We start from the raw sequence: 25,958 nt of genomic DNA on the forward strand, positions 1-25,958 counted from the left end.
GTTCTTCCCTCCAACACATTCGTTATTCGCCCCGGCCTAACGCCTCTTGGACTTCATTCTTAATAATTGTAACAGAAGGACCGTAGATTACTTGAATTCCATTCCCTTTTTGAACCACCCCGTGAGCGCCCGTCTCTTTCAACAAGTCTTCACGGACATGTTGATTGTCGTTGACGGTGACGCGGAGGCGTGTCGCGCAGCAGTCGACCGTCTCAATATTGTCGTCGCCACCTAGTGCCGCAATGATGGCTGACGTACGATCCGACGCCGCAACGTCTGCTGTTTTTACTGTCTCATCCGATCGTCCAGGTGTCATGAAATTGAACTTTGTGATGAGGAAACGGAACGTTACGTAGTAGAGCAAGAACCAGAAGGCACCGATGACCGGTACGAGCATCCAGTTCGTCTTGTCATTCCCTTGTAAGACCCCGAATAAGATAAAATCAATGAACCCACCAGAGAATGTTTGACCAATCGTAATCTCAAAGATGTGAGCCATCATAAAAGCAAGTCCATCAAAGATAGCATGTACTAGATAGAGGACCGGTGCGACAAACAAAAATGCGAATTCGAGTGGCTCTGTGATTCCCGTCAAGAATGAGGTGAGTGCTGCCGAGAACAAGAGCCCGAACACGACTTTCTTTTGCTCCGGCTTTGCACAGTGATACATGGCAAGCGCCGCACCGAGAAGACCAAACATCATCGTAATGAATCGACCCGACATAAATCGTGCTGTTCCTTCATAGAATTGTGTCGTGTTCGGGTCAGCCAACTGCGCGAAGAAAATCTTTTGTGTTCCTTCGATCAATGTTCCGTCAATGACCATCGAGCCCCCGAGCCCAGTGGTCCAAAACGGAATGTAGAAGATATGGTGCAATCCAAATGGTCCAAGCATCCGAAGGACGAACCCATAAATAAATGTTCCGATATATCCTGTTTTTTCAACGAGACCACCTAACGAGAAAATCCCGTTCTGCACCGTCGGCCAGATGAAGTAGAGCCCAATCCCTACACCAATCGCAACGAATGACGTGATGATTGGGACAAAACGTGATCCGCTGAAGAACCCGAGGAACTGTGGAAGCACTTGCTTGTTGTAGCGGTTATGCAAGAGCGCCGTGACAATCCCAATCAAGATCCCACCGAACACACCAGTTTCAAGCGTTTGAATTCCGAGCGCCATCCCTTGACCGGCACTCGCTAAGTTCGTTTCCATCAACTCTCCAGTAATCTGAAGCATTGCGTTGATGGTCGCATTCATAATCAAATACCCAAGCATCGCCGCCAATCCGGCCGTTCCTTTATCAGACTTCGCGAGTCCGACAGCGACACCGATGGCAAACAACACAGCCAAGTTCGCGAATACGATCGAACCGGCAGCCGCCATAATGGTGAATAGATGTTGCAACCAGTCGATGTCGAGGAACGGGTACGCTTGCACCGTATTCGGGTTAGACAAGGCGCCCCCAATTCCTAACAGTAGTCCAGCGGCCGGTAAGACAGCAATCGGCAACATGAACGATTTCCCGAATTGTTGCGCTCGTTCAAAGAGACGTGACATGAATAAATCCTCCTTAAAATCATTTTCACCTGAATCATAATATGAAAAATATTTTTATGCAAGCGTTTACGGTAAAAAAGATTTTAAAAAGAGTGACCTCGTTTGGTCACTCCAGATTACCCTCGACTTTTCCGCGTCAACGTCAATCCACCAAATCCACTGATGACAGCGATGTAAAATCCTAAATCATAGAACCAGCCGGTATTGTTCACTTCATACACACGATACGTATCATTGAATAATCCTAAAATGAGTGAGATCGGTGCAATCCATCCGTGCCAAATGCCCCAGAAAAAACCTGCTGGATCCGTCGTGTACGTCCCGTCACCCGGTACACAACCTCCGAGTAGTGTGACAAGTGTCAGCATGATGAGTATGATTCCAAATCGTTTCATCTTTCATCCCTCCTGTAATGTGTATTCCCGTTTCTCCTAAAAAAAGCACTGACAAACGTCAGCGCCACAATTGAACCGTATTCGCAAACTCGATATCTGTCGCCAATTCACCGTCAAGTGCATGAAGATCGAAATCTTCCCCATCGAGCCATTTTTGGAAGTCGAAGATGACCGGATCACGGTCTCCACCGAGCGCAAACCAGGTCTCGAGCGTTTCAGGGAAATAAGCAGCCGTATGAATCGTTCCCGCCCAACTCTTGTACAATTCTGAAAAGACGCCCTTGTCGGTGTCGTTCATGAGACGGAATGCGCTCTCCGCATCTTGAATCAAGTGTTGCACGACTTTGATTTCCATCATGCGACGAGTCGAATCATCAAGATGATAGCGATTCTCGTGTTGCAGTAGTTCAAAATGGTTTGTACAGATATTCGATTCCCGTACTTTGATGTCTCGAGGCGTCGCCTCGATTACACGTGTTTTCGATGATTTGTCATGGACGACGTATGTGAATGACCCACGATGCGGAATCTCTTTTAATAAATCGACTGCTTCTTCCACCGTCGCACATGTTTCTAGAATGATTCGTCCAATCATTTGGCAGACAAATCCGTCCCCGGGTCGACGACGATTGATGAAATTGTAGCCCATGGCAAGTCCTTTTTCATTCATTCCGTCCATACGTCCGGTGACACGAGAGACCGGTCCGATGACCGCATACCCGTCATCCGGTTGAAAGACGTTGTATCGACCGTCATACGTCATCGGGTGATAATCGTAATTCCGAACGAGAAAGTTATCCCCCGTCAAAATCGAACAGCCGCTGATTGGATTGTTGACTCGAAAATGTCCGAAATGAAGTAACGTGTCATTGAGCGACAGCTTCAGCTCATCTTGTAACCCAATCAACTCTTCCCAAATCTTTGGAGCAAATTCATCGAAGGCAGCCTTTGCCTCAGTGGCATCAATCTCAAATCGCGGAACGCGTAGTTTCCACTGATCTGTCCGATTTTCGAGCAATTGACTGCGCTTAATATATTTTCCTTGAAATCGTCCGAAGTCATAATGACTTCCCCGAAACTGTGTCAGTTCACTAGAGAATTGTTGCATGAAAAAACCTCCCTTGCGCCCATTATAGCGGACGCACGAGAGGTCTGTCTGAAGTGAGACTGTTTATAACTTGAACTGTTGACTCATTCGTTGCATGTCCTCTGCCGTGCTCGACAAATCTTTTACGAGACGATTCATCGTCTCACTCGTCGCCGACATCTGTTCCGTCGAAGCAGCCACTTCCTCATTTCCGGCCGTACTTTCTTCTGAAATCGAAGCAATTTCAGACAGTCCATGTTGAATGTGATCCTGATTCGTCTTCACTCGATCGAGTTGGCCACGCATCGAACTCGTCAACTGTTGCATGTGACGAACGCTCTGTTCGATTTCAGTGAATGCAAGCTTCGTCGATTCAAGTGTCGCTTTCCCTTCCTCTGCAGCCGTCATGCTCTCTGTAAAGGTTTGACCGAGCGCAATCGAGTTTTGTTTGACGCTTCCGACGATTTCCGAAATTTCACTGACAGACTCAGCGACACTATCCGAAAGTTTCCGAATCTCCGAGGCGACGACGGCAAACCCTTTTCCGTGTTCACCGGCCCGAGCCGCTTCAATCGCTGCATTGAGTGCAAGCAAGTTTGTCTGTTGTGAAATTTGACGAATCATCGTGACCAGTTCCGTCACCTCGTCCGCTTGTTGTTCAAAGTCGCGGACTTGTCCTTGTGATGTTTTCACTTGCGCATGAATGTGAGTCATTTGATCGACGGCACTCTCCATGTAACGTAGACCATCCATCGTCACCCGACTGACGACTTCCGCCTGCTCACTCACTTGTTCTCCGTCTGATGTCGTTTGCTCGACAAGTGTCGAAAATTCATTCATATGTCCGTAAAGACGCATCGTCAAGACACTTTGATTCTCAACACCGCTTGCGATTTCTTCCATCGTATAGGCAATTTGGCGAGAGGCATCATTTACCTCTTCTGAGATACCTGAAACGTTGCCACTCTCATCCCGTACCGTCTGTGCCGACGTTTGAATGCCGGAAATCAAATCTTTTAACATGTGTGTCATCTTATCCATCGACACCGTCAGACGTTTGATTTCGTCATTAGATTTTAACTTAATACCCTCAACCGCAGTCGTCGCTGTCGCCAAGTCACCTTCAGCAATGGATGTGGCCACACGCTCTAATGCTTGGAGCGGACGCAATTTCCAGCCAAGATAACGCCAGATGATGATTCCCGAAACGACAAGGAGCACGAGTAAACCGATTAAGATTGGAACTAAACTCTCTTTTAAGACATCTCCTGTAATCGCGGAGACCTCAGTAGCAGCTTTATCAATTCCGAGTACCCCAACTACCTCGTTCCCTTGTTTAATCGGGACAAGCACCGTCACATACTTCCCGTACTCCGGATCATCGATGACATCGGTTGCGACGGTCTCACCTTGGAATGCGGGCGTTGCTCCTTCATACGTCATCGCTGTAGTCGGAGAACCAATCTCCGCAGCATCCGCTTCGCTCAATCCGTCCACGATCATTCGAACTTCCTCGCCCTCTGTGGCGATCGTGTATACATACATCGCTCCAATTTGCTGACGATATGCATCTAAGTATTCACGAAACTGCTCATACTGCTCATTTTTTGACGGATTCGCTACGAAGGATGCATAGGCATCGACATCCAAAGATTCACTAATCCGTTCACCATCTTCAATTAACGTCGCATGTAACGTACTGAGTACGGAATGCTTCGTACTGAAGTATTGCACTACTCCAAACAAAATGATGAGCAACGTGACGAAGACTAACATTGATGCTAGAATGCGCGTCTGTAACGACTCTGATTTTTGTTTCATCTCAAAATTCCTCCATTCTCTCCTTACTCTTTTTATCGGATAGAATAGATTTATCTCCACAAAAAAACAGGCGATTTTCGACAACATCGCCTGTTTCTTATTCACCATTTGTCGAATTAATGACTTCGAGTGGTATCGTGACTTCCGATTCACCTTCTTCAACGAGATGGAAGAGTGGAAGTGTCTCTGATACGAACAGATCCGGGTCTACGTCCGTCTGATACTCATACGTCCGAATATCCTCTTCACGCTCTGCAATCAGTTCACCAAATGGAATCGCAACGCGTTCGCCTTCGACCTCATAACTCATGACCGTCGTCGGATCAAGACGACGATTTTCGAGCATTCGAATCGTGAAGAGCATCGTCGTGTTATTCGTTCGTTCAAGAGAAACGGCGATTGCATCGGACTGTCCTGCACGTTTATCAATCATCGTTTCATCCACATTTTGCTCGTAAACGACGTTCTCTTCACTCGACTCTTCTGTCTGGAGCTGCTGACAACCCACAATCGTCATCAAGCCAACTAATAATACAATGACTAAAGCACGCATCCCATTTCTCCTTACTTCAAGGCGAAAGTGAGTTCTGCTTCACAAGCAACTTCTCCGTCGACCGTGGCCACGGCACGTCCTTTACCGATTGGTCCACGAATTTTCATGATTTCTACCTCGAGACGAAGTTGATCACCCGGGACGACTTGGCGTTTGAAACGGCAGTTGTCAATCCCTGCAAAAAAGGCGAGCTTGCCTCGATTCGATTCGTCTTTCAACATTGCAAAAGCACCGACTTGTGCGAGTGCTTCAACAATCAAGACACCTGGCATGACATTATAGTCTGGGAAATGCCCGTTAAAGAACTCTTCATTCGCCGTGACATTTTTTAATCCAACAGCACGCTTCTTTTCCTCGACTTCAATAATTCGATCAATTAACAGAAACGGGTATCTGTGTGGGATTACTTCTTTGATTTGCTCAATTGTATACATCCATCCACCGCCTTTAAGAGGTTAGCCAAAAATCGGTGATATGGCGCCAGGTCTCGATGTCAAATACATCTTTCCAATCGCCTCCGCCAATGACGCTATATCCGATGACCGCTCCGAGGGCGAGCATCGCGATTGCCAACACTAAAACAACGAGCACGCGCAGTAAAATCGGGAATCGACGATGATTCGATAATCGCGATTGCTTTTTCTGCTTCGTCTCTTGTTCTGGTGAACCTTTTTGTTCTTCCGAACTCGTCTGTTCATCGTTCGCCACGTCCAACCATCCTTTCAGCTAAAATGATTATATCATATTAGTACCTGGTATTAAAATGCGTAAATTGCTACCTTTTTAGTGTACCCTATGCAGAAAAGTCGAACAAGCATCCTTCCCTGATAGAAGTCGAACGATTTATTTCTTTTCCTTCAAATATGCTACGCTTAGACTATTCAACGTCAGGAGGTTTGTCTATGTGGAATGAATTTAAAAAATTCGCAATGCGGGGGAACGTTATCGACTTGGCGATTGCTGTCGTACTTGGTGCAGCGTTCACTGCAATCGTGAACTCACTCGTCAACGATATCTTTATGCCGCTTCTCGGAATCATTATTGGAGGAATCGATTTTTCTAGCTTAAAAGCAAGTGTACTCGGAGTGGACGTGTTATATGGCAATTTTATTCAACAGATTGTGTCCTTCTTCTTGATCGCCATCGCCCTCTTTTTGATTGTCAAAGTCATCAATCGTTTACAGCGTGAAAAAGAAGTGGAGGAAGCTGCTATTCCGACACCAACGAAAGAAGAGCAACTGTTGACAGAGATTCGTGATCTGCTAAAAGATCGTTCTTTATGAATGCGAAGGCGCCCGACTACTGTCGTGGCGCCTTTTCAATGAGGTGACGCACGCGTTGGACCGCATTCGTCAGCAACGGAGCTGCTTCCCAAATCGCTTCTTCTAACGTCATGATCCGAGACACGATTGGAAAAATCGCGACGATGCCGGACTCCATATGCGATGTGTAATCGGACTGTCCGGTGAAGACGAGGGTCGGGACCCCATGCGTATTCGCAAGGCGTGCCAACCCATACGGTGCCTTTCCCTCAAAGCTTTGCGCGTCAAATTTACCCTCTCCTGTAATCAGCAAATCTGCTTTTTCTAACTGTTCTTCGAGCTTAGACCAACTGACCACTTCTTCGACGCCACTCACGTAGATTGCACCAAGCTGCAATAGCGCAAAGCCGATGCCGCCAGCCGCCCCTGCTCCAGGAAGTGCTCTTCTATCCACTTCAAAACAGTTCGCGTAGTGATTGAGAATCCGGTCATATCGCTTCACTACATCTGCCGCCAATCCTTTCTGGGGGCCGAACACATAGGCTGCTCCGCTTTCACCAATCAATGGGTTCTGTACATCGGAAGACATTCTCCATACGACCTCGCGCGCACGCGGATGAAGACCGGACCAATCAATTGATGCCACTTCTTCTACTCGATGGGGGATGGTCGATAACACAGCACCGTTCGCATCGAGAAAACGAACACCTAACGCCTCAAGCAATCCTTTTCCACCATCCATCGTCCCGCTCCCTCCGAGCCCGACGGTGATGATCTTCGCTCCACAATCTAGCGCTTGCACGATCTGTTGACCGACTCCGACTGAACTGTAGCGCCACGGATCGACATGAGCGAGGAGTGTCAATCCTGCTGTTTCCGCCACTTCGATTACCGCGTGCCTCGTTGACGGCTCGAAACTAAAACGTGCAACGCGCTGTATTCCATCCAAGCACACGACATTTTCTTCTATAATGGTTCCTTCTGCATGTGTCGCAATCCAAGCATCCAAAAAACCTTCTCCTCCGTCAGAGATCGGTATGATGGTGACCTCATGCCCTTCAAGCGCACGAAGGACCGCTTGATTTGCTTCCATACTCGAAAGTGAGCCTTTGAATGAATCCATCGCGACTACAATCCGCATTGATGCTTCTCCCCCTTTGTCTATAAAAAAACCGCTTCTCGGCTCGAGAAGCGGTAGGCGTTATGGACGTAACGCCGTGACAAGCCCCATCATCTGATCGCTCATCGACATCGCCCGTGAGTTCATTTGATATGCTCGTTGTGTGATTGTCATATCAGTCATCTCTTTCGTCAAATCAACGTTCGATGACTCGAGTGTCCCTTCAATCAATAGATTTCCGAGTGGACGATCGACTTCGGTCTCCAAATCCGCTGCGAACACGTTATCACCGAGCGGACGTAATTCCGACGTATTGCGGACTTCTACGATGTCGAGACGTCCGAATTCTTGTTCAACGCCATTCACACTCGCAACGACCACACCGTCTTGACGAATGCGCTGATTCGTCGCATCGTTCGGCATCGTGATTGGATTACCGTCATCTCCAAGAAGCGGATTCCCGTTCACATCAACGAGCGTCGTCTCGTCACCGACTGACAATTGCATGTTTCCACTTCGAGTCACCCCGACACCGTTCGGCGTGTCCACGACAAAAAATTGACGGCTCGCCTTTAAAAAGACATCCAATCCACGATCTGTCGTACGTACTTGTCCGATATTGAACTGCTGTGTAATATCGGCGACATGTCCCCCGACTCCAATCCGAATCCCGTTCGGTGTGTCTCGACCGACTTCGAATTCAGGACGCGGTTGGTTGTTATACGCCTGCGACAATAGCGAAGCAAAATGCCCCTGTTGACGCTTAAAGCCGACCGTATCGACGTTTGCGATATTGTGACCTGTCACATCTAATTGACGCTGAAGTTGAGACAGAGAGTTGACCGAGTTATAAATGGACTGCATGGTGTTCCTCCTTAACGAATACGAGCGATTTCGATTGCCCGCTCGGCACTTTTATCATACGCTTGGACGACCTTTTGATTCGCCTCAAACTGACGATACGTCATCATCAAGTCTGCCATCGTCTGGTCGAGGTTGACGTTCGCTTCTTCAATAAATCCTTGTAGTACTTCGACCTGGGCCGGCGCCGGGGCATCACCCGTCACACGCCAGTCATTGCCGACTTGTTCAAGAGTCGTCAAGTCATCGATTTGGTAGGCACCAAGAGTCGCCACGTTTTGTCCAAGCGATGTGATGACGCCATCTTTCCCAACTTGAAACTCGCTCGATGGTAATTGGATTCGTTCCCCTTCATCAGAAAGGATATATCCGCCGTCCGCAGAACGAAGGAAGAGCGTCTCATCGATCGAGAAGCGTCCATTTGTCGTATATAACGTCTCGCCGCCTTGTTCGACTGCAAACATCGGGGCTCCCGCAAAATCAGTAGGTGCCTTTAAATACAGGTCGGTCGGGCTACCGGATTCTGTGATACTCCCAGCTGAGAATCGGGGCATTGTTTCTTGAAGATAGACGCCCATTGATAGGGTACCTACTTCTCCCTTCACACGCGATTTCGCGTTATCCGGATTGCTGACTTGTGCAAGAAGCATCTCCGGAAACGAACGTACCACGCCATCAGACGCTTTGAAGCCTGGTGTTCTCACATTACCAAGGTTGTTGCTCAAAATCTCTTGTTGGCGTTGCAGGGCATTCATCGCTCCCGCTGCTGTATATAATCCGCGTAGCATAATCGTCTTCCTTTCATCCTATAACATGATTCACTCTCTATATCGTACCAAACGAGCGTGACATTCACCGTTTTTTCAAAAAAAGTTCATCCCATAAATTAGGATGAACTCTCTTCATTGACATGGTCGACCATCGGTAACTCGACAATCATCGTCGTTCCTTCTCCTAGTTGAGATTGAACAGAGATGGTACCACCGTGCAGTTGAACGATTTCTTTACAGATTGCTAAACCTAATCCGGTTCCACCAATGCGTTTACTTTCTTCCGATGCCGAACGATAAAATTTATCAAAGATTCGTGTTGCATCTTCTTCCGAAAGTCCTAACCCTTCATCCGTGATCCCGATTTGAATCGTGTCATCTTCACACGTGACATCGACTGTCACATTCCCACCGCGTGGAGAATACTTGATGGCATTGTTCAAGATGTTCGAGAATACTTGACGTAATTGGGCCGGATCTCCCGCGACGAATAGCGATTCGTCACAATCAAAGTGGAAGAAATGATGCTCCGTCGATCCTGCATGGATTTCGAGTAGATCTGATAATAAATCATATAGACTCTCTACTTTAAAGTCAGGTACGCTCATACCCGCCTCCATTTTTTGAACATCTAGCAAGTCACTCACGAGTCGTTCGAGCCGCTTTGTCTCACTCGCAATCATGTCTAAATAGCGCTCTCGCTTCTTGTTTTCCAATTGACGACTTTTGAGCAGTTCTGAAAAACCAAGAATCGAGGTAAGGGGCGTCCGAAGCTCATGTGATACTGTTGCTACAAGCTCTGTTTTCAAGCGATTGATTTCTGTTTCCTGGGTAATATCTCGTGAAACGAAGATGACACCTACACGTTCATTTTGAAGATCAATCGGTTCGGCGTACATGCGAATCGTTTTCTGACCCTCATGCATCGTATACGTGAACGCTTCGTCGAACATACCTTCTTCTTTAGCACGCTTCGTGAAGCGATTCAGTCCCTCTTGATCATCAATCTGGTTCATGAACATCGGGTAATACATCGCAATCGGGTATAGACTGCCCCGTTCTGTTGATGGAATCGGATGTTCATATAACTCAAAGAGCGCACTGTTCCCAAAGCGTTCATTCGTCTTGAGTTCCGTGTAGACGATAGAATCGCGCATCGTGTGCAAAATTCGAGCGGTCTTCTCACGTTCGAGATCAACTTGATCTTGTTGGGTCCGAAGTGAGGTCGCCATCTCATTAAACGCTTTCGACAGTTGTCCGACTTCGTTTTGTAGCGGTTTAATCGGGATGAGTGTCGCGCTCGGGTTGCTCGCGAGACGCTCACTGTTTACCATCAGCGTCTGCAGTTGATTGGTCAACCTTAAAATATATGGCTGCAACCCGACAAACAATATGAACAATGCCCCGAGTAGAATCAAAAGCCACATCCATTGGGCTTTCACTAACTGTTTTGACAGCGCATCTCGCAATTCACTTTCTTGAAAATCAAGATTTTGTCGATAGTCGGTAAAGACCGACTCCATATCGACGATGCTCGCACTCATATCGGCAGCACTACTTGAGTTCAGTTTAAATCGCGTCTGAGTCGATGTTTCATTTTTCGGCATGAATTGCCCTACGGTGCGCATCTGCAGGAACGATTCATCGATTTCTCCTGCCTGCTTCGCAACCACATATTGTTCAAGTGCCGGCATGACGCGTGTCGTATAGATCGAGAAGAGAAGTCTTGCATCCTCTGCGAACTGTACTTCTTCCGCGTTTCTTGCCTGTTCTTCGAACCATGTCGTTTGCTCGTCGATGTTCGTTTGAGCCGTTCTTACTTCTTCTAATAGCGCACGTTCTCCTAACAGGACGTGCCCTCGTAATTCATATTGCATCGATTGCCACGTTTCAAACAGGTCTGTCGCCCGTGCACGTTGCTCACTGATTCTTTCTAATTTTACGGTCGTCTCTTGAATCGATTGCTGTGTATAAAAATAGGTTCCAATCGACGTGAGCGTCACTAAGGCAATCAATATATAGAAAATTGTCATAACTTGTCGACTAATGCGTTGTTCAATCCAACGTTTCATGGAATGCCTTCTTCCTTCACTCTTAGAATGCCTCACTTCGTACGGTGAATGACTTTTTCTGTTCAAACAAAAAAAGTTCGGGTACGATGATGAGACGGAGAGTCACTTCAAAAATTCATTCACCTATTAGGAAGAATAACGGAATGACCTCACAAGAAACTCACAAAGATTGAAGGGAATGTGTTCATGACGCGTAATCGAATGACGTTTATCCTCATCCTTGTGATGTTGGTTGGCGTCAGTCTCACTTTATTGATTCGACATCAGTCAATCAATCCGATCGTCACCGTTGACAAGGGCGAAGCTTCTCTTCTCTCTTCTACTGTCGACGAAGAGATTTTGCGACTAGACGGCTCATGGCGCTATGAGTCAGGGATTGTCACCCAAGTTGATCGCCGCTCCTATCGAACCATTCCGTTTACAACCCCTTATCGTGAATCCACCTATGAACTCGATCTCGCGTTGCCGAACGGTACGTATGCCTTGCTCATTCCAAAGTCCCTCTCCTCTTCTACGATTTTGATAGATGGGAAAATGGTTGAAACGATACAAATTGGAAACAATCGTCTCGTCGAGCAGCCGTCTCTGCTCTTGCTCGATGATGAGACAAAACAATTCCGACTGACGATTCAACATGAACGACAGGCAGGTAATTTCGCACCCATCGAAGAAAGTATATTAGTCGGACCGTTACATGCCATCATGACCACTCAAAACGCTTATGCCGGCTACGAATTTTTCATGTTGCTCATTTCACTTTTGATTGCCATGTTCTATGCCATCGTCTATCTCTTTCACCGAAATGAACGGTTGTATGGTTTCGGAACAGCTTTCTTTTTGTTGACGAGTTTTTCAATCATGTCCCGAGACGGCATGTGGATCTCGGGTAGTGATAAGTTGACGTTAAGTTTAGCCTTACTGAGTATCATCATGTTAATCGAGTTTTCGCGATGTTTGGAACGTGTGTCATTTGACCGGTTTTTGGCCATTTCGAGATATCCACTATATGGATTGACTGTACTAGCCATCTTCCTGCCCTCTTCCGTTTACGAAGTGTATGAATACTTTGTATGGATGATCGTTTTATTTATCACGTTCTTCTGGGTCGGATTGAATATTGGATGGCTTCTTGAAAAGTACAAGACAGGCAATCCGCTCGAGTTACTAACTTTCACACTCGCCCAACTCGTCGGGTATATCGGAATCATGACGTCGACGTTCATCGTCTCGCCCAATCAGCAATTATACGCCAATACGTTTACCATCATCTATTTCCTATTGATGTTTTTGCTTCTACCGATTCACCTGTCTACCGACAAAGGGAAAAAACAACAAGTTGAAGCGTTGGCCTCTCAGCACGAGATGTCCTTCTTTAACGCTCAAATCAAACCTCACTTCCTTTACAATACGTTTGGAAATGTGATTGCACTTTGTTACACGTCTCCACCCGATGCGGCTCGTCTACTCAGTCACTTGAGCACTTACGTCCGCTTCATTTTTGAAAATGGTCGAACCGAAAACGAGATATCGATTCGCCAAGAAGTCGATATGATCGACTCGTATCTCGCCATTGAACAGACGCGATTCCGTGATTCGTTCTACGTCGAGAAAGAAATTGATGAATCTCTTCTCGACTGTTCGATTCCACCTTTATTAATTCAACCACTCGTTGAAAATGCCGTGCGACATGGTCTCTATCGACACCCAGGACAAAAGCGATTGACACTTTCTATCCAGGAACGAAACGGAATGATTGAGATTTATGTTCAAGATACAGGGAGTGGTTTTGATCCAAACGTATCAAACAAAACATCTGGGATTGGGATTTGCAATATTAAAAGTCGAATCGAACACCTTCATGGTGCAACGTTTGACTTAGCCTCCACTTTGAAAAAAGGCACCACCATTCACCTGCGTTTACCAAAACAGGAAAGGACGAATCATTTAGATGCGTACGATTTTAATTGAAGATGAACATCATATTTTAGGGATGATGGAGCGGATTGTAAAAGAGGAGCCGTCTCTTGAGTGGATTGGTTCATTCCAAAGTCCGGTTCAAGCTCTCACTTTTATTCAAGAGCACCCGGTAGACCTTGTCTTTTTAGATATCGAGATGCCTGAAATGACGGGGCTCGAATTGGCGACCTATTTGCCGGAACGGACACAAGTCGTCTTCACGACCGCCCATCAACAGTATGCCGTTGAAGCGTTCAATTTGCATGCCACGCATTACTTGTTGAAGCCCATCACAGAGCAGATGATTCATAACGTCATTCCGCGTATCATCCAGCGCTATGAGGCGATTCAACAAAAGAATCTCAATCAATCTTGTCGCATACAATTTCTAGATCGTTTTTCGGTACGAACACAAGATGGAAATCTTGTGAAGTGGCCAACACAAAAAACAGAGGAGTTATTTGCCTACTTAGTCTTTCATCGTAAGCAGGTCATTAATAAGTGGGTGCTTGCCGAAACCCTTTACCCGGACATCGATGAACCACAACGCGCCTTACACAACGTATACAACACGATTTATCGATTGAAAAAGACGTTAGCTGAACATGAACTCGATATAACTGTTAATACAATAAATAATGGCTATTCTATCGAACTTGGTGATTCCTGTGCCTGTGATTATTACGATTGGCTTGATGCACCAAATCCTTCAATTTCTAAAACAGACTTAAAAAATCGTTTATTTGTTGATAAAGACTATACATGGCATTGAAAAAAGACATCTCACACTTAAAGTGAGATGTCTTTTTTTTATTGTATCCATAGAACGTTCTCTATTAGCGCCCAGTAAACCCTCCGTCAACGTGAAGATGTTGGCCATTCACCCATGCGCCGTCTGGGCCCATCAAGAAAGCGACGAAGCGAGCCGTATCTTCAGGCGTCCCCATTCGCTTGTAAGGAAATAATGGTAGCAAGTGTTCGCGAAGTTCGTCATTGATCCAACCCGTATCCGTCGGCCCCGGATCGAACGCATTCACCGAAATGCCGTATTCTCCTAATCCATTCGCCAACGCAGGTGTGATGGCAATCAATGCACCTTTCGTTGCGATGTAGGCCAGGTTATTCGCATCCGGTCCCCCCGATACGAAGAACAGGATTCGCCCATCTTGATGTCCCGCTTGTTTATAGCGCTCAATAAACGCAAAGGTGAGTCCGAGTGTCCCTTCGTTATTCACCAGGTAATGTTTTCTCAATACGTCGGTTGTAAAGTTCTCAACGTTGACATGTCGCTCATAGGTCGCGTTATGGATTAGCCTGCTCGGTATACCAAGTTTAGCTTCCATTCGATCAAGTAATCCGACCTCGTCTCCTGAAGCCAAATCGTATGCCTCATGCTCGACACGCGCCCCTTCTTCAGTCAGTTCTTGAACCAATCGTTCGATGAAGCCAATTTCTTCCCCGATTCCTTCTTTAGCGTCAAACGGACTCCAGTGCGTCAAGTACAAGTCATGTCCTTCAGAAGCAAGTTTTCGCGCAATCGCAGCACCGATGCCTTGATTGCGACTGACGCCAGTAATGAGTGTAAGTGGTTTGTTCATGATGTCCTCCGATTCTATTTGATTATTCTGTTCAGTCTATTAGTGAATCGGTGCCATCATGATTCCCCTCTCATTGATTAATGATTTTAGTATATACAATTTTTCCCACGAATGACCTATATATTCGTATCCTCTTTAGATATGATCGACATATATGATTCATCACATCGGTATTGGGAGGCGCTTATTTGAAAAAGTTGATCATAACGACATTTTGTACATGGATATTGAGTGCTTTGCTCTATGCTGCCTTGACGGATGAATCATTTGTCACGCTTACCCAATCCGTCGACGTCAATCAGAACGTGTTGGAGCGCTACTTGACAACTCAAGTCATGTCTCCTAATTTCGGTGGGGATGTTTATGCCAGCTATCAAATCCTCGGGACGAGTACGACTCGACAGGAAGTGTATGTATGGGTGCTTCTACAAGAATATTATCCTAACCATCAACAACTTGAGCGAGGGACCGGAATATCTGCTCCAATCGTCTTACACATTGACCATTCCTCAGGAGTCTCTCGGATTGTCAATCATACGTTACCTCGAGATGGCTCATATTATCCTAGCGACTTACATACCCTATTCCCATTACATATTTCTATCGGCTTAATGTCTCACCCAACAGGACTTACCAACCGTCTCCAACGTCAACTTGAATCAGAGTTACCCCTTCCTGTTTCAAATACATATTGAAAGGATGAATCCCATGAGCCTCATTCAACAAATCAAACAAATCTACATCCCTGTCAAAGAGTTAGACCGTGCCGTTCAATTCTATCGAGACACGCTTGAGGTACCCTTTCTCTTTCAGGCAGGATTGCTCGCATTTTTCGACTGTGGGGGCGTTCGCCTCATGTTGTCCCCTCCAGAGAATGATGTTTTTGCAAAATCAAGTCCAATTCTCTATTTGAGTATCGCATCCATCGATGACGCTTATGCTCAGTTGAAAAATGCAGGAGTGACTTTCATTGATGAACCACACTGTGTGGCAAAAATGGGGACGACAGAAACGTGGATGAGTTTCTTCAAAGATTCTGAAGGTAACGTGTTGGCACTCGTCTCCGAAATATTGAGTTGAACATACAAAAAACAAGCGACCGCACGCGGTCGCTTGTCTGTTTATTTCAATCGATCTAAGTTTTCGAGCATGATTCCCGTTCCGTGCGCGACACTGAGTGTCGGCTCCTCGGCCATCATGACCGGCAACATGACACGCTCTGCGACAAGTTGGTCAAGACCGTGAAGGAGTGATCCCCCACCTGTCATGATGATTCCGCGGTCGATGATATCCGCTGCAAGTTCTGGTGGTGTCTGTTCAAGGACACGCTTCGCTGCTTCGACGATTTCATTAGCTGATTCAGCCATCGCTTCACGAAGTTCTTCTGACGTAATGGTCACCGTACGAGGCAATCCACGTACCATGTCACGTCCACGAATATCCATCGATTCGTTACGCCCTCCTGGGAAGACCGTCGCGATTTCTTTCTTGATTTGTTCAGCCGTACGTTCTCCGATGATCAGCTTGTGCTTCTCTTTGATGGCACGAAGGATGTCCGTATCGAAGCGATCCCCTGCAATCTTGATAGTCTCACCGCAGACGATGTCTCCCATTGATAAAATGGCGACGTCGGTCGTCCCACCACCGATGTCAATGATCATGTGACCAACCGGCTTCCAAATATCCATGCCTGAACCGACTGCCGCAGCTTTTGGTTCGACGGCGAGGAAGACTTCTTTCGCGCCAGCTTTCTCAGCAGCTTCACGAATGGCTTTTGCTTCAACCGGCGTGACGTTCGCAGGTGTACAAATCAGCATGCGGATGCCTCCGAAGAAGCCTCGGACTTGAATTTTCTCGATGAAGTGACGGAGCATTTCTTCTGTTGTGGCGAAATCGGCGATGACTCCGTCACGGAGAGGACGGATCGCCACGATATCACCAGGTGTACGACCAACCATCTCATACGCTTCTGAACCGACTGCTAGTACTTTTCCTGTAGAGCGTTTTATCGCAACGACTGAAGGTTCGTCTAAGACGATTCCTTTCCCTTTGACGTGAATGACAACGTTTGCTGTCCCTAAATCAATCCCGATATCTTTTGAAAACATGATGTATAGGTTCCTCCGTTCGTTTCTTCATTGAAAAGAGCGAGAAGAGTCTCTCCTCGCCCTCTAATTCGTGCTCGTTTCTTAGTTCTGAACCATTTCTTCAGCAACTTCGACAGTTCCTTCAATACGCTCGATGTCAGCACCGAGTGCTTGAAGTTTCTTGTGGAAGTCAACGTATCCACGGTCGATATGATATAAATCTCCAACGCGTGTCTCTTCTTCCGCGATGAGACCTGCTAGAATAAGTGCTGCTCCGGCACGAAGGTCCGTTGCGACAACTTCCGCTCCTTGAAGGCGTACGCCACCTTTGACGATTGCTGAACGTCCTTCAATCTTAATGTCCGCGTTCATACGACGGAACTCTTCGACGTGCATAAAGCGATTCTCAAACACCGTTTCCGTGATGACAGATGTACCGCCCGCTTTCAAGACGAGTGCCATCATTTGTGACTGCATGTCTGTCGGGAATCCTGGGTGTGGCATCGTCTTCACATCAACCGGCTTCAATTCGTCTGGTGCCGTGACACGCATGCCTTCTGCCGTATCCTCGAAGTGGACACCCATTTCTTCCATTTTTGAAATCAATGGACGAAGGTGCTCACGTTCTGCACCGATGACTTCGATGTCACTACCTGTGATCGCACCAGCAACGAGGAACGTACCTGCTTCGATGCGGTCTGGAATAATCGAGTGTTCTGCACCGCGAAGTGTTTCTACACCTTCGATGCGGATTGTTTCTGTACCTGCACCGCGAACGTGTGCGCCCATTCCGTTTAAGAAGTTCGCAAGGTCGACGATCTCAGGTTCTTTTGCAACGTTCTCGATGATAGTCGTACCCTCTGCAAGCACAGCTGCCATCATGATGTTCTCTGTCGCACCAACAGATGGGAAGTCCAAGTAGATTTTAGCGCCTTGGAGACGGCCTTCTACAGAAGCTTCTACGAATCCGTTTCCGATGACCGTTTTCGCACCCATCGCTTCGAATCCTTTTAAGTGGAGGTCAATCGGACGTGAGCCGATTGAGCATCCGCCCGGCATTGCTACACGAGCGTGACCGAGACGGGCAAGAAGAGGTCCCATGACGAGGATTGAAGCACGCATCTTCCGCACGTACTCAAGCGGTGCTTCATCTTTGATGTCGCCCGACGCATCGACAGTTACTTCATTCTTTTCTTCATTGAACGATACCTCTGCACCGAGGTGACGAAGTACTTTGTTAATCGTGTACACGTCAGCAAGACGTGGTACGTTTTGTAAGATTGACTTTCCTTCGCTAGCTAATAGAGTGGCAACCAATGTTTTGAGTACGGCGTTTTTTGCTCCCTCAACGCGCACAGTACCTGACAGTTTACGTCCTCCACGGACTACGATCAAATCCTTCATATCTCTCTTTGTCCTCCAACTTCATTGTTTTTTTATATAGTGCGTCGATATCCGAATCCGGATGTGATGATGTCGATTATTTGAATGGTTTGCAAAACGTGATGATTTTTCATTCATTAATCAATCTGAATAATAAATAAGTGCAAATTGAATGAAAAAAACATCATGTCAGACGAATTTATCCTACATGATAATCATATAGGAGTCGTTACAGCAGGATTACAGTTTGTTAAATATTCTGCGACTACTGTATAGGTGCGAGCGCCTGCGCCAGTCGAATGTACTCCAAAAAGAACTGGGCAATCAGTGAACCGAAGACAACCGCTACGAGAACGCGCAAGACAGCAGCTTGCGGACTCCTCACTTGATTGAGCAACTTATCCCATTTGACGGGTAAGAGTGCCCACCAAGCGACGTAGATCGCTATGATATAAATCGCTAGCGAAAATACGGTATTGACCATCGACGATTCCCCTCTTTTCTAAAATTCGTACCATTTTTAATCATATCATGACATGTTAGAGAAAAAAAGACTTAGGGTCTTAAGCTTCGAGCGGTTTGAACCATTCGATCAACTCACTTTCTCTACAAGCACACCAAAAGGGACGTCATCAGCAGTAAGGTCTTACTACAGTAATTGACGCCCCTCACATATTTCAAACATTATTCAATCGATTCGTCAAGGCTACGAGACCAGCGAATCGCTTCGACGTAATATTGAGACCAATCCGAATCTGTGTTATGGAGCGGAATCGTCAACTGTTCGTAGTCGATGACATCCTCTAACAACTTTCGCAAACCGTTCTGTTCACCGAGTAACGCTGCCTTTACAGGAGGCGCCACCGGAAGCTCTGCAATCAACGTTTGCATCGCCTCATCGAGAATGACGTCGAGTGATGAAAAGATTCCCGTAATGAATGCATCAAACGGTAATACATCTGTCAATGTATCCTCCGCAATCAACTCCATCATTTTTCCGCGAATGACACTCTGTTTAATCAGTTCTTTCGATTCAGACGTCTGCATCTCTCGAAGAAGCATCAAATACGACCATCGTTTCAACTCATCTAGTCCGATTCGTGCGACGGCTTGCTCGATTGATTCAATCGTTCGACGACCTTTTTGATACACCGTATTGACCGTACGGAGCATCTTATAGGATAGGTCGACACTTCGCTCAATTTGCGCTGAAATCCGTCGAAAACTCGGTTCCGGACAATCGAGCTCTTTCAACATTTCAATGAGCGTGTGACGCAACGGATGCACTTCGGCCCCGTGCACCACGATGGGACGACTAAAGAAGTACCCTTGGAACATTTTATATCCGAGTCGTTTCGCAATCTCATACTCTGCGGGTGTCTCGATTTTTTCCGCCAAAAATTCGACTCGGTGTCCGAGCGCATCAATCAATTTTTGCTGTTGATCGACTGGGGTCGCTTGATAGTCGATTTTGATGATGTCGGCGAGTCCAATCAATGGGCGATATTTCTCTTCAAATACGAAATCATCCAGTGCAATCGTATAACCTTGACGTCTTAACGAGCGGAGAGACTGTAATACTTTCTCCGTCGGTTCGACATGTTCGAGCACTTCGACGACGAGCGATTGACGTGGTAGTAACGAAGGCACTTCCCCTTCAATCAACGTCTGAGGGAAATTGATGAACGCGCGCGTCCCTTCTGTCAATTCCCGAAAATTGAACACAAGGTAAGCGTTATGAATGACGTCAGCTGTTGCCAACGAATCATCTACGTTCTCAAAAATATTATTTTCGCTGCGGCGATATAACAATTCGTAGCCGCAAACGCGTAATTGTTGGTCAAAAATTGGTTGTCGCGCAACGTAAACTTTCATTCCCTAATCTCCTTTACGGTAGTTCCCACCTTTATTATCGGTCTTCTTCCATATATTTTTTACTAGTCCCGTCATTTAGAAGCACGACAAAAGACCCATCTTTTCCAAAAAACAACAAAAAAACTCCCACACTTTCGTGTGAGAGTCATTCTTATTCTTTCATATCGCGAATGCTTAAGCGGTTGATCGCTTTTTTGAGCGCAAGTTCCGCACGACGGAATTCGAGTTCCGAGAGCTTCGTGTCTTGAAGACGACGCTCGGCACGAACTTTCGCCGCAGAAGCGCGATCATAGTCGATCTTATCCGCCATTTCGGCTGTTTCAGCTAAGATCGTCACCGTGTCGGGACGAACTTCCATGAAACCGCCGCTGATTGCGATCAGCGTGCGTCCACCATCTTCGTGGCGCAGCTTGAGGACTGAGACGTCGAGTGGCGTCACCATCGGGATGTGCTTTGGCAAAATACCAAGCTCACCAGTGACCGATTTGGCGATGACCATTCGTGCGTCTCCTTCAAAGGCTGCACCATCCGGGGTGACGACGTTGACGTGAACAGTATTCATCGTCTAGTTTCCCCCTTCCGCGTAGGTCTTAGACCAACGTCTTCGCTTTTTCGATGACGTCTTCGATTGGACCGACGAGACGGAATGCATCTTCAGGAAGATCGTCGTGTTTACCTTCGAGGATCTCTTTGAAGCCGCGTACTGTCTCTTTGACTGGCACGTACGAACCTTTTTGGCCCGTGAACTGCTCAGCCACGTGGAAGTTTTGTGATAAGAAGAACTGAATACGACGTGCACGGTGAACCGTGAGTTTATCGTCTTCAGACAACTCGTCCATCCCGAGGATTGCGATGATGTCTTGAAGTTCTTTATAGCGCTGAAGCGTCTGTTGAACGTTACGCGCGATTTCATAGTGCTCTTTCCCTACGATTTCAGGAGAGAGGGCACGTGAAGTCGATGCGAGCGGGTCAACGGCTGGGTAAATCCCCATCTCTGAGAGGCGACGCTCAAGGTTTGTTGTTGCATCAAGGTGAGCGAACGTTGTTGCTGGAGCCGGATCCGTATAGTCATCGGCTGGTACATAAACCGCTTGAATCGATGTAACCGATCCTTTCGCAGTCGATGTGATTCGCTCTTGAAGCATACCCATTTCAGTCGCAAGTGTCGGCTGGTAACCTACCGCCGATGGCATACGTCCGAGAAGGGCCGAAACCTCAGAACCTGCTTGTGTGAAACGGAAGATGTTATCAACGAAGAGAAGAACGTCTTGTCCTTGCTCATCACGGAAGTATTCTGCCATTGTCAAACCAGTCAAGGCAACACGGAGACGTGCACCAGGTGGTTCGTTCATCTGACCGAAGACCATCGCTGTTTGCTTGATAACGCCTGAGTCCGTCATCTCGTGGAACAAGTCATTTCCTTCACGCGTACGCTCACCGACTCCTGCGAATACAGAAATCCCGCTGTGCTCTTGCGCAATGTTGTTGATGAGTTCCTGGATGAGGACGGTCTTCCCTACACCGGCACCACCGAAGAGACCGATTTTACCACCTTTGATATAAGGTGCGAGAAGATCGACGACTTTAATCCCTGTTTCAAGGATTTCAACTTTCGTTGACAATTCGTCAAATGTTGGCGCTTGACGGTGAATCGGTGCACGAAGCACGTCAGCTGCCACTTCTTTATCATCGATTGGGTTACCGAGAACGTTGAAGACACGCCCAAGTGTCATCTCTCCAACTGGTACCGAAATCGGTGAACCTAAGTCAAGTACTTCCATACCGCGGCGAACGCCGTCAGTTGAGTCCATCGCAATCGTACGGACCGTGTCGTCACCAAGGTGAACAGCTACTTCGAGCGTCAAGTCGACACTAACATCGTCAGCTGTCGCTGCCACGTGTGTGACTTTGAGAGCGTTATAGATGTTCGGTAAGTGGTTGTCGAACTTTACGTCGATAACTGGGCCCATGACTGCGACTACGCGGCCTTTCATGCCGTATTCGTTCATCGTGTTAGCCTCCTACAATCTAGAGAGCGTGCGCTTATTCAAGCGCCGACGCACCTCCGACAATCTCTGTGATTTCTTGTGTGATCGCTGCTTGACGCGCGCGGTTGAACTTGAGTTTGAGTCCGCGAATGAGTTCATCCGCATTATCTGTCGCACTCGACATCGCCGTCATCCGGGCTGCATGCTCTGATACTTTCGCATCGAGCAATGCGCCATAGATGAGTCCTTCCGCATAACGTGGGAGGAGCGCCGCTAAGATCGTTTCTTCTTCTGGTTCGTATTCATACATCACATTGGATGCGGACTGTTCGATATCCCCAAGCGGGAGCAATTGTTGAATCTTCACTTCTTGGCTGATGACCGAGATAAACGAGTTGTAGCAAAGCTTCAATTCATCAATCTCGCTCTCGCTGAAGGCACCAACCGTCTGTTTGACGATTTCTGCGACTTCAACGAAAGTTGGTTGGTCGTTTAGCCCTGTCATCGCGCTATACACCGGAATGTTGCGTGACTTGAAGAACTGGACACCGACTTTTCCGATTACGTAAAGACGATACTCATCTGTTGATGTGTGCTTGTCTTTAAGTTCGCGGTACACGTCACGCAAGACGCTGGCGTTATATCCGCCTGCGAGTCCGCGGTCTGACGTGATGACGATATAACCAGTCCGTTTGACGGGACGTACTTGAAGCATCGGGTGTGTCGCGCCTGATGTACCACCGGCGATCGACGAGATGACTTCTTGCAACTTGTCCATGTACGGCTTGAAGTTGGCATTGTTCCCTTGGGCCCGGTTCAACTTCGATGCCGACACCATGTTCATCGCTTTCGTGATTTGCTTCGTGCTTTGGGTCGAGGTGATCCGCATCTGGATCTCACGTAATGATGCCATTTCGATTCACCACCTTAATAGACGCTCGTCACCGGATTAAACCGATGGCGAGAACGTCTTTTTGAATTCCGTAATTGCGTCGACCATTGCCTCGTCTGAAGGAAGGTTTCCTGTCTGACGGATTTCACGGCAGAGGTCTTTACGGTTTTGGTCAAGCCATGCGTTCATTTCTGTTTCGAAACGACGAATGTCTGTGACTGGGATGTCATCGAGATGACCTTTCGTGAGTGCGTAGATGATGATAACTTGCTTGTCTACAGAAAGCGGAGCGTTCAAGTCTTGTTTCAAGACTTCAACCGTACGCTGACCACGGTTCAACTTCGATTGTGTCGCTTTGTCGAGATCTGACCCGAACTGAGCGAACGCTTCGAGCTCACGGTATGACGCGAGGTCAAGACGAAGTGTACCTGCAACTTTCTTCATCGCTTTCACCTGTGCCGAACCACCAACACGCGATACTGAGAGACCGGCGTTGATCGCTGGACGTACCCCAGAGAAGAAGAGGTCCGACTGAAGGAAGATCTGACCGTCTGTGATCGAGATAACGTTTGTCGGGATATATGCTGAGATATCCGATGCTTGTGTCTCGATGAACGGAAGTGCTGTCAATGAACCACCGCCGAGTTCGTCGTTCAACTTCGCAGCACGCTCAAGAAGGCGTGAGTGGAGGTAGAAGACATCCCCTGGGTAGGCTTCGCGGCCTGGAGGACGACGGAGAAGGAGCGAGAGCTCACGGTAAGCTGCCGCTTGTTTCGAAAGGTCATCATAAACAACGAGGACATGTTGTCCGCGGTCCATGAAGTACTCACCCATCGATACCCCTGCGAATGGCGCGAGATAAAGAAGTGGTGCCGGCTGTGATGCCGATGCCGAAACAACGATTGTGTAGTCAAGTGCGCCGTTTTGACGAAGCGTCTCTACTACGCCACGTACAGTCGATTCTTTCTGACCGATTGCAACGTAGATACAAATCATGTTCTCTTCTTTTTGGTTGATGATCGCATCGATGGCAACAGATGTTTTACCTGTTTGACGGTCACCGATGATGAGCTCACGCTGACCACGACCGATTGGAACGAGGGCGTCAATCGCCTTAATTCCTGTTTGAAGTGGTTCGTGAACCGATTTACGAGCCATAACACCGTAAGCTTTACGCTCGATCGGGTTATAGTTGTCAGTCACGATTGGTCCAAGACCATCGATTGGTTGTCCGAGCGGGTTGACGACACGTCCGAGGAGTGCCTCACCAACTGGAACTTCCATGATGCGACCTGTACGTTTGACAGAATCGCCTTCTTTGATGCCTTTGTAATCGCCAAGGATGATAATCCCGACGTTACCTTCTTCTAAGTTTTGCGCCAAGCCCATTACGCCGTTAGAGAACTCTACGAGTTCCCCCGCCATAACGTTATCGAGTCCGTGTGCACGAGCGATACCGTCACCTACTTGAATGACTGTACCTGTCTCACTGACTTCGATTTCAGAACCGTACGAAGCGATTCGTTCTTTTAGCAGGGCGCTGATTTCTTCAGCTTTGATTGTCATTGAATTCACCCCTATTTCTTACGCATTCAACAATTCACGCTCAAGGCGTGTAAGTTTCGTTTCGATCGTATCATCGTACGTCGTGTATCCGACTTGGACACGGAGTCCACCGATGACTTCTTCATCGACGACGTTATTCAATTGGAGCGTCTTCCCGAGCTTCTGTCCGAAGACGAGTTCGACGTCTTTCAAGTCTGTTGCCGACAATGGGTAGGCGCTTGTGACAATACCCTCTGCAATTCCACGATAGTCGTTGATAAATTCGCGGACGTAACGTGGCAATGCGCGAACCTCTGCCGCACGGTCGTTTTCGACCATGACGAGAAGTGTGTTCACGACAATCGCCGTCATATCACCAAAGCTGTCTTTTAAAAGCTGTGCAAGCTCGCTGTCACTGACTGCCGGATTCGTTAAGAGATCCATGAGTTCAGGAGTCGCGTGGAGCACTTCATCGAGCAGACGCACTTCCGCTTCGACTTGGTCGAGCGTGCCTTGTTCCCGCGCTAAGTCGAAGAGCGCTTTGGCATAGCGTTTTGCTAATGATGCGTTCATCAGTTCGCACCTTTCGCTTTAGACAGGAAGTCTGTGACGAGGGCACGCTGTTTCGCTTCATCACCTTTAAGGTCTGTTTGAAGGACGTGGCGTGCTGCCGAAAGCGCCTGTGTGACGACTTCCGTTTGAAGAGATTGTTTCGCAAGCTCACGCTCGCGCTCAATCGCTTTCTCTGCCTCGATTTTAATTTGTTCGGCTTCCAAACGCGCCTGCTCCACCAAGCGTGCTTGTTCTGCTTCTGCTTGTCGACGGCTGGCGTCGAGCATTTCTTTTGACTCAGTACGTGCTGCACTGAGTGCATCACGTTGTTCAACGACATAATGTTCCGCATCTTTGCGGCTCTTTTCAGCGAGTTCAATTTCGTTCGCTACATACTCTTCACGCTGTCTCATCATTCCAAGGAGTGGTCCCCAAGCAAATTTCTTCAACAGGGCCAAGAGTACGAGGAATGTGAAAATTGTAAAGATCATATCCAGAATGCGGAGGCCTTCGCCGCCAGCACCAGCTGCAATCATCATCGTATCCATGCATACCCTCCTCTTGACTAAATAAGTGAGGG

Annotated in this window: 27 protein-coding genes; 5 read left to right on the forward strand and 22 right to left on the reverse strand. The window is 47.4% G+C overall.

Annotated elements, in window-relative coordinates; all coding sequences use genetic code 11:
• Nucleotides 1–22: 22 nt before the first annotated feature.
• The 7 genes from GVY42_RS08500 to GVY42_RS08530 all read right to left on the reverse strand — a co-directional run bounded on the left by GVY42_RS08500 (nucleotide 23) and on the right by GVY42_RS08530 (nucleotide 6,125).
• The gene (locus tag GVY42_RS08500) at nucleotides 23–1,561 is read right to left on the reverse strand and encodes a maltose/glucose-specific PTS transporter subunit IIC (protein WP_159562958.1); all 1,539 of its coding nucleotides are present in this window, start codon (nucleotides 1,559–1,561) and stop codon (nucleotides 23–25) included.
• A gap of 116 nt (nucleotides 1,562–1,677) precedes the next feature.
• Nucleotides 1,678–1,956: a hypothetical protein gene (locus GVY42_RS08505; protein WP_012727334.1), complete on the reverse strand. Its 279-nt coding sequence runs from the start codon at nucleotides 1,954–1,956 to the stop codon at nucleotides 1,678–1,680.
• Between the two features lie 58 nt (nucleotides 1,957–2,014).
• Nucleotides 2,015–3,064 (reverse strand): C45 family autoproteolytic acyltransferase/hydolase, encoded by a 1,050-nt coding sequence (locus GVY42_RS08510; protein ID WP_159562959.1) that lies wholly within the window; start codon nucleotides 3,062–3,064, stop codon nucleotides 2,015–2,017.
• Nucleotides 3,065–3,127: 63 nt separating this feature from the next.
• Entirely contained in the window at nucleotides 3,128–4,864 is a 1,737-nt protein-coding gene (locus GVY42_RS08515) for a methyl-accepting chemotaxis protein (protein ID WP_159562960.1), read from the reverse strand.
• Nucleotides 4,865–4,961: 97 nt separating this feature from the next.
• The gene (locus GVY42_RS08520) at nucleotides 4,962–5,417 is read right to left on the reverse strand and encodes a hypothetical protein (protein WP_012727337.1); all 456 of its coding nucleotides are present in this window, start codon (nucleotides 5,415–5,417) and stop codon (nucleotides 4,962–4,964) included.
• 11 nt (nucleotides 5,418–5,428) lie between these two features.
• On the reverse strand, nucleotides 5,429–5,851 hold the full coding sequence (gene fabZ / locus GVY42_RS08525; protein ID WP_031422282.1) for a 3-hydroxyacyl-ACP dehydratase FabZ: 423 nt from the start codon (nucleotides 5,849–5,851) through the stop codon (nucleotides 5,429–5,431).
• Nucleotides 5,852–5,864: 13 nt separating this feature from the next.
• Nucleotides 5,865–6,125, reverse strand: coding sequence for a DNA-directed RNA polymerase subunit beta (locus GVY42_RS08530; RefSeq protein WP_031422281.1), 261 nt, complete (start codon nucleotides 6,123–6,125; stop codon nucleotides 5,865–5,867).
• Between the two features lie 194 nt (nucleotides 6,126–6,319).
• Here GVY42_RS08530 and mscL point away from each other — a divergent pair, with 194 nt between their 5' ends.
• Nucleotides 6,320–6,700 carry a large conductance mechanosensitive channel protein MscL gene (gene mscL / locus GVY42_RS08535; RefSeq protein WP_159562961.1) on the forward strand — a complete coding sequence of 127 codons (381 nt, stop codon included), beginning with the start codon at nucleotides 6,320–6,322 and terminating at the stop codon, nucleotides 6,698–6,700.
• Nucleotides 6,701–6,716: 16 nt separating this feature from the next.
• On the opposite strand, the gene GVY42_RS08540 is transcribed toward mscL, so the two are convergent.
• From GVY42_RS08540 to GVY42_RS08555, 4 genes are all read right to left on the reverse strand, one after another.
• Nucleotides 6,717–7,820 carry a glycerate kinase gene (locus GVY42_RS08540; protein WP_159562962.1) on the reverse strand — a complete coding sequence of 368 codons (1,104 nt, stop codon included), beginning with the start codon at nucleotides 7,818–7,820 and terminating at the stop codon, nucleotides 6,717–6,719.
• A 60-nt stretch (nucleotides 7,821–7,880) separates the two neighbouring features.
• Nucleotides 7,881–8,663 carry a flagellar hook-basal body protein gene (locus tag GVY42_RS08545; RefSeq protein ID WP_012727342.1) on the reverse strand — a complete coding sequence of 261 codons (783 nt, stop codon included), beginning with the start codon at nucleotides 8,661–8,663 and terminating at the stop codon, nucleotides 7,881–7,883.
• Between the two features lie 11 nt (nucleotides 8,664–8,674).
• Nucleotides 8,675–9,448, reverse strand: coding sequence for a flagellar hook-basal body protein (locus tag GVY42_RS08550; RefSeq protein WP_159562963.1), 774 nt, complete (start codon nucleotides 9,446–9,448; stop codon nucleotides 8,675–8,677).
• Between the two features lie 98 nt (nucleotides 9,449–9,546).
• Nucleotides 9,547–11,502: a HAMP domain-containing sensor histidine kinase gene (locus GVY42_RS08555; protein ID WP_159562964.1), complete on the reverse strand. Its 1,956-nt coding sequence runs from the start codon at nucleotides 11,500–11,502 to the stop codon at nucleotides 9,547–9,549.
• Between the two features lie 186 nt (nucleotides 11,503–11,688).
• Here GVY42_RS08555 and GVY42_RS08560 point away from each other — a divergent pair, with 186 nt between their 5' ends.
• Together GVY42_RS08560 and GVY42_RS08565 are read left to right on the forward strand one after the other, a co-directional pair.
• Nucleotides 11,689–13,470 carry a sensor histidine kinase gene (locus GVY42_RS08560; RefSeq protein ID WP_159562965.1) on the forward strand — a complete coding sequence of 594 codons (1,782 nt, stop codon included), beginning with the start codon at nucleotides 11,689–11,691 and terminating at the stop codon, nucleotides 13,468–13,470.
• Nucleotides 13,451–14,230, forward strand: coding sequence for a response regulator (locus GVY42_RS08565; protein ID WP_159562966.1), 780 nt, complete (start codon nucleotides 13,451–13,453; stop codon nucleotides 14,228–14,230). The genes GVY42_RS08560 and GVY42_RS08565 overlap by 20 nt, the downstream gene beginning before the upstream one ends.
• A gap of 64 nt (nucleotides 14,231–14,294) precedes the next feature.
• On the opposite strand, the gene GVY42_RS08570 is transcribed toward GVY42_RS08565, so the two are convergent.
• The gene (locus GVY42_RS08570) at nucleotides 14,295–15,056 is read right to left on the reverse strand and encodes an SDR family oxidoreductase (RefSeq protein ID WP_159562967.1); all 762 of its coding nucleotides are present in this window, start codon (nucleotides 15,054–15,056) and stop codon (nucleotides 14,295–14,297) included.
• A gap of 188 nt (nucleotides 15,057–15,244) precedes the next feature.
• Here GVY42_RS08570 and GVY42_RS08575 point away from each other — a divergent pair, with 188 nt between their 5' ends.
• Both GVY42_RS08575 and GVY42_RS08580 read left to right on the forward strand, forming a co-directional pair.
• Nucleotides 15,245–15,751 (forward strand): hypothetical protein, encoded by a 507-nt coding sequence (locus GVY42_RS08575; protein WP_159562968.1) that lies wholly within the window; start codon nucleotides 15,245–15,247, stop codon nucleotides 15,749–15,751.
• A 13-nt stretch (nucleotides 15,752–15,764) separates the two neighbouring features.
• Nucleotides 15,765–16,136, forward strand: a complete 372-nt coding sequence (locus GVY42_RS08580) for a VOC family protein (protein WP_159562969.1) — start codon at nucleotides 15,765–15,767, stop codon at nucleotides 16,134–16,136.
• A gap of 41 nt (nucleotides 16,137–16,177) precedes the next feature.
• On the opposite strand, the gene GVY42_RS08585 is transcribed toward GVY42_RS08580, so the two are convergent.
• The 10 genes from GVY42_RS08585 to atpF all read right to left on the reverse strand — a co-directional run bounded on the left by GVY42_RS08585 (nucleotide 16,178) and on the right by atpF (nucleotide 25,926).
• Nucleotides 16,178–17,164: a rod shape-determining protein gene (locus GVY42_RS08585; RefSeq protein ID WP_074035738.1), complete on the reverse strand. Its 987-nt coding sequence runs from the start codon at nucleotides 17,162–17,164 to the stop codon at nucleotides 16,178–16,180.
• An 81-nt stretch (nucleotides 17,165–17,245) separates the two neighbouring features.
• Nucleotides 17,246–18,547 (reverse strand): UDP-N-acetylglucosamine 1-carboxyvinyltransferase, encoded by a 1,302-nt coding sequence (gene murA / locus GVY42_RS08590; protein ID WP_012727351.1) that lies wholly within the window; start codon nucleotides 18,545–18,547, stop codon nucleotides 17,246–17,248.
• Between the two features lie 244 nt (nucleotides 18,548–18,791).
• Nucleotides 18,792–19,010, reverse strand: coding sequence for a DUF1146 family protein (locus GVY42_RS08595; protein WP_031422262.1), 219 nt, complete (start codon nucleotides 19,008–19,010; stop codon nucleotides 18,792–18,794).
• A 200-nt stretch (nucleotides 19,011–19,210) separates the two neighbouring features.
• Nucleotides 19,211–20,401, reverse strand: coding sequence for an EAL and HDOD domain-containing protein (locus GVY42_RS08600; RefSeq protein WP_159562970.1), 1,191 nt, complete (start codon nucleotides 20,399–20,401; stop codon nucleotides 19,211–19,213).
• A gap of 151 nt (nucleotides 20,402–20,552) precedes the next feature.
• Nucleotides 20,553–20,963, reverse strand: coding sequence for a F0F1 ATP synthase subunit epsilon (locus tag GVY42_RS08605; RefSeq protein ID WP_012727354.1), 411 nt, complete (start codon nucleotides 20,961–20,963; stop codon nucleotides 20,553–20,555).
• Between the two features lie 28 nt (nucleotides 20,964–20,991).
• Nucleotides 20,992–22,410, reverse strand: a complete 1,419-nt coding sequence (gene atpD / locus GVY42_RS08610; RefSeq protein ID WP_159562971.1) for a F0F1 ATP synthase subunit beta — start codon at nucleotides 22,408–22,410, stop codon at nucleotides 20,992–20,994.
• Nucleotides 22,411–22,444: 34 nt separating this feature from the next.
• Entirely contained in the window at nucleotides 22,445–23,302 is an 858-nt protein-coding gene (atpG, locus tag GVY42_RS08615; protein WP_074035890.1) for an ATP synthase F1 subunit gamma, read from the reverse strand.
• Nucleotides 23,303–23,338: 36 nt separating this feature from the next.
• Nucleotides 23,339–24,847, reverse strand: a complete 1,509-nt coding sequence (atpA, locus tag GVY42_RS08620) for a F0F1 ATP synthase subunit alpha (RefSeq protein WP_078147660.1) — start codon at nucleotides 24,845–24,847, stop codon at nucleotides 23,339–23,341.
• Between the two features lie 18 nt (nucleotides 24,848–24,865).
• Complete coding sequence (locus GVY42_RS08625; protein ID WP_159562972.1) at nucleotides 24,866–25,399, reverse strand: F0F1 ATP synthase subunit delta; 534 nt, start codon at nucleotides 25,397–25,399, stop codon at nucleotides 24,866–24,868.
• Nucleotides 25,399–25,926 (reverse strand): F0F1 ATP synthase subunit B, encoded by a 528-nt coding sequence (gene atpF / locus GVY42_RS08630; RefSeq protein ID WP_074035726.1) that lies wholly within the window; start codon nucleotides 25,924–25,926, stop codon nucleotides 25,399–25,401. Before atpF ends, GVY42_RS08625 begins: the two co-directional genes overlap by 1 nt.
• Nucleotides 25,927–25,958: the final 32 nt, after the last annotated feature.

This window comes from Exiguobacterium sp. 8A, assembly GCF_902506275.1.
Lineage (GTDB): Bacteria > Bacillota > Bacilli > Exiguobacteriales > Exiguobacteriaceae > Exiguobacterium > Exiguobacterium profundum.

Bases quoted from the DNA above. Each gene is read 5' to 3' on its own strand.
- mscL (WP_159562961.1), top strand. From the start codon at position 6,320: ATGTGGAATGAATTTAAAAAATTCGCAATGCGGGGGAACGTTATCGAC.
- GVY42_RS08500 (WP_159562958.1), bottom strand. From the start codon at position 1,561: ATGTCACGTCTCTTTGAACGAGCGCAACAATTCGGGAAATCGTTCATG.
- atpF (WP_074035726.1), bottom strand. From the start codon at position 25,926: ATGGATACGATGATGATTGCAGCTGGTGCTGGCGGCGAAGGCCTCCGC.
- atpA (WP_078147660.1), bottom strand. From the start codon at position 24,847: ATGACAATCAAAGCTGAAGAAATCAGCGCCCTGCTAAAAGAACGAATC.
- atpD (WP_159562971.1), bottom strand. From the start codon at position 22,410: ATGAACGAATACGGCATGAAAGGCCGCGTAGTCGCAGTCATGGGCCCA.
- GVY42_RS08555 (WP_159562964.1), bottom strand. From the start codon at position 11,502: ATGAAACGTTGGATTGAACAACGCATTAGTCGACAAGTTATGACAATT.
- GVY42_RS08540 (WP_159562962.1), bottom strand. From the start codon at position 7,820: ATGCGGATTGTAGTCGCGATGGATTCATTCAAAGGCTCACTTTCGAGT.
- GVY42_RS08605 (WP_012727354.1), bottom strand. From the start codon at position 20,963: ATGAATACTGTTCACGTCAACGTCGTCACCCCGGATGGTGCAGCCTTT.
- GVY42_RS08560 (WP_159562965.1), top strand. From the start codon at position 11,689: ATGACGCGTAATCGAATGACGTTTATCCTCATCCTTGTGATGTTGGTT.
- GVY42_RS08580 (WP_159562969.1), top strand. From the start codon at position 15,765: ATGAGCCTCATTCAACAAATCAAACAAATCTACATCCCTGTCAAAGAG.
- fabZ (WP_031422282.1), bottom strand. From the start codon at position 5,851: ATGTATACAATTGAGCAAATCAAAGAAGTAATCCCACACAGATACCCG.
- GVY42_RS08600 (WP_159562970.1), bottom strand. From the start codon at position 20,401: ATGAAAGTTTACGTTGCGCGACAACCAATTTTTGACCAACAATTACGC.
- murA (WP_012727351.1), bottom strand. From the start codon at position 18,547: ATGAAGGATTTGATCGTAGTCCGTGGAGGACGTAAACTGTCAGGTACT.
- GVY42_RS08520 (WP_012727337.1), bottom strand. From the start codon at position 5,417: ATGCGTGCTTTAGTCATTGTATTATTAGTTGGCTTGATGACGATTGTG.
- GVY42_RS08570 (WP_159562967.1), bottom strand. From the start codon at position 15,056: ATGAACAAACCACTTACACTCATTACTGGCGTCAGTCGCAATCAAGGC.
- GVY42_RS08595 (WP_031422262.1), bottom strand. From the start codon at position 19,010: ATGGTCAATACCGTATTTTCGCTAGCGATTTATATCATAGCGATCTAC.
- GVY42_RS08510 (WP_159562959.1), bottom strand. From the start codon at position 3,064: ATGCAACAATTCTCTAGTGAACTGACACAGTTTCGGGGAAGTCATTAT.
- GVY42_RS08515 (WP_159562960.1), bottom strand. From the start codon at position 4,864: ATGAAACAAAAATCAGAGTCGTTACAGACGCGCATTCTAGCATCAATG.
- GVY42_RS08550 (WP_159562963.1), bottom strand. From the start codon at position 9,448: ATGCTACGCGGATTATATACAGCAGCGGGAGCGATGAATGCCCTGCAA.
- GVY42_RS08505 (WP_012727334.1), bottom strand. From the start codon at position 1,956: ATGAAACGATTTGGAATCATACTCATCATGCTGACACTTGTCACACTA.
- GVY42_RS08545 (WP_012727342.1), bottom strand. From the start codon at position 8,663: ATGCAGTCCATTTATAACTCGGTCAACTCTCTGTCTCAACTTCAGCGT.
- GVY42_RS08565 (WP_159562966.1), top strand. From the start codon at position 13,451: ATGCGTACGATTTTAATTGAAGATGAACATCATATTTTAGGGATGATG.
- GVY42_RS08585 (WP_074035738.1), bottom strand. From the start codon at position 17,164: ATGTTTTCAAAAGATATCGGGATTGATTTAGGGACAGCAAACGTTGTC.
- atpG (WP_074035890.1), bottom strand. From the start codon at position 23,302: ATGGCATCATTACGTGAGATCCAGATGCGGATCACCTCGACCCAAAGC.
- GVY42_RS08625 (WP_159562972.1), bottom strand. From the start codon at position 25,399: ATGAACGCATCATTAGCAAAACGCTATGCCAAAGCGCTCTTCGACTTA.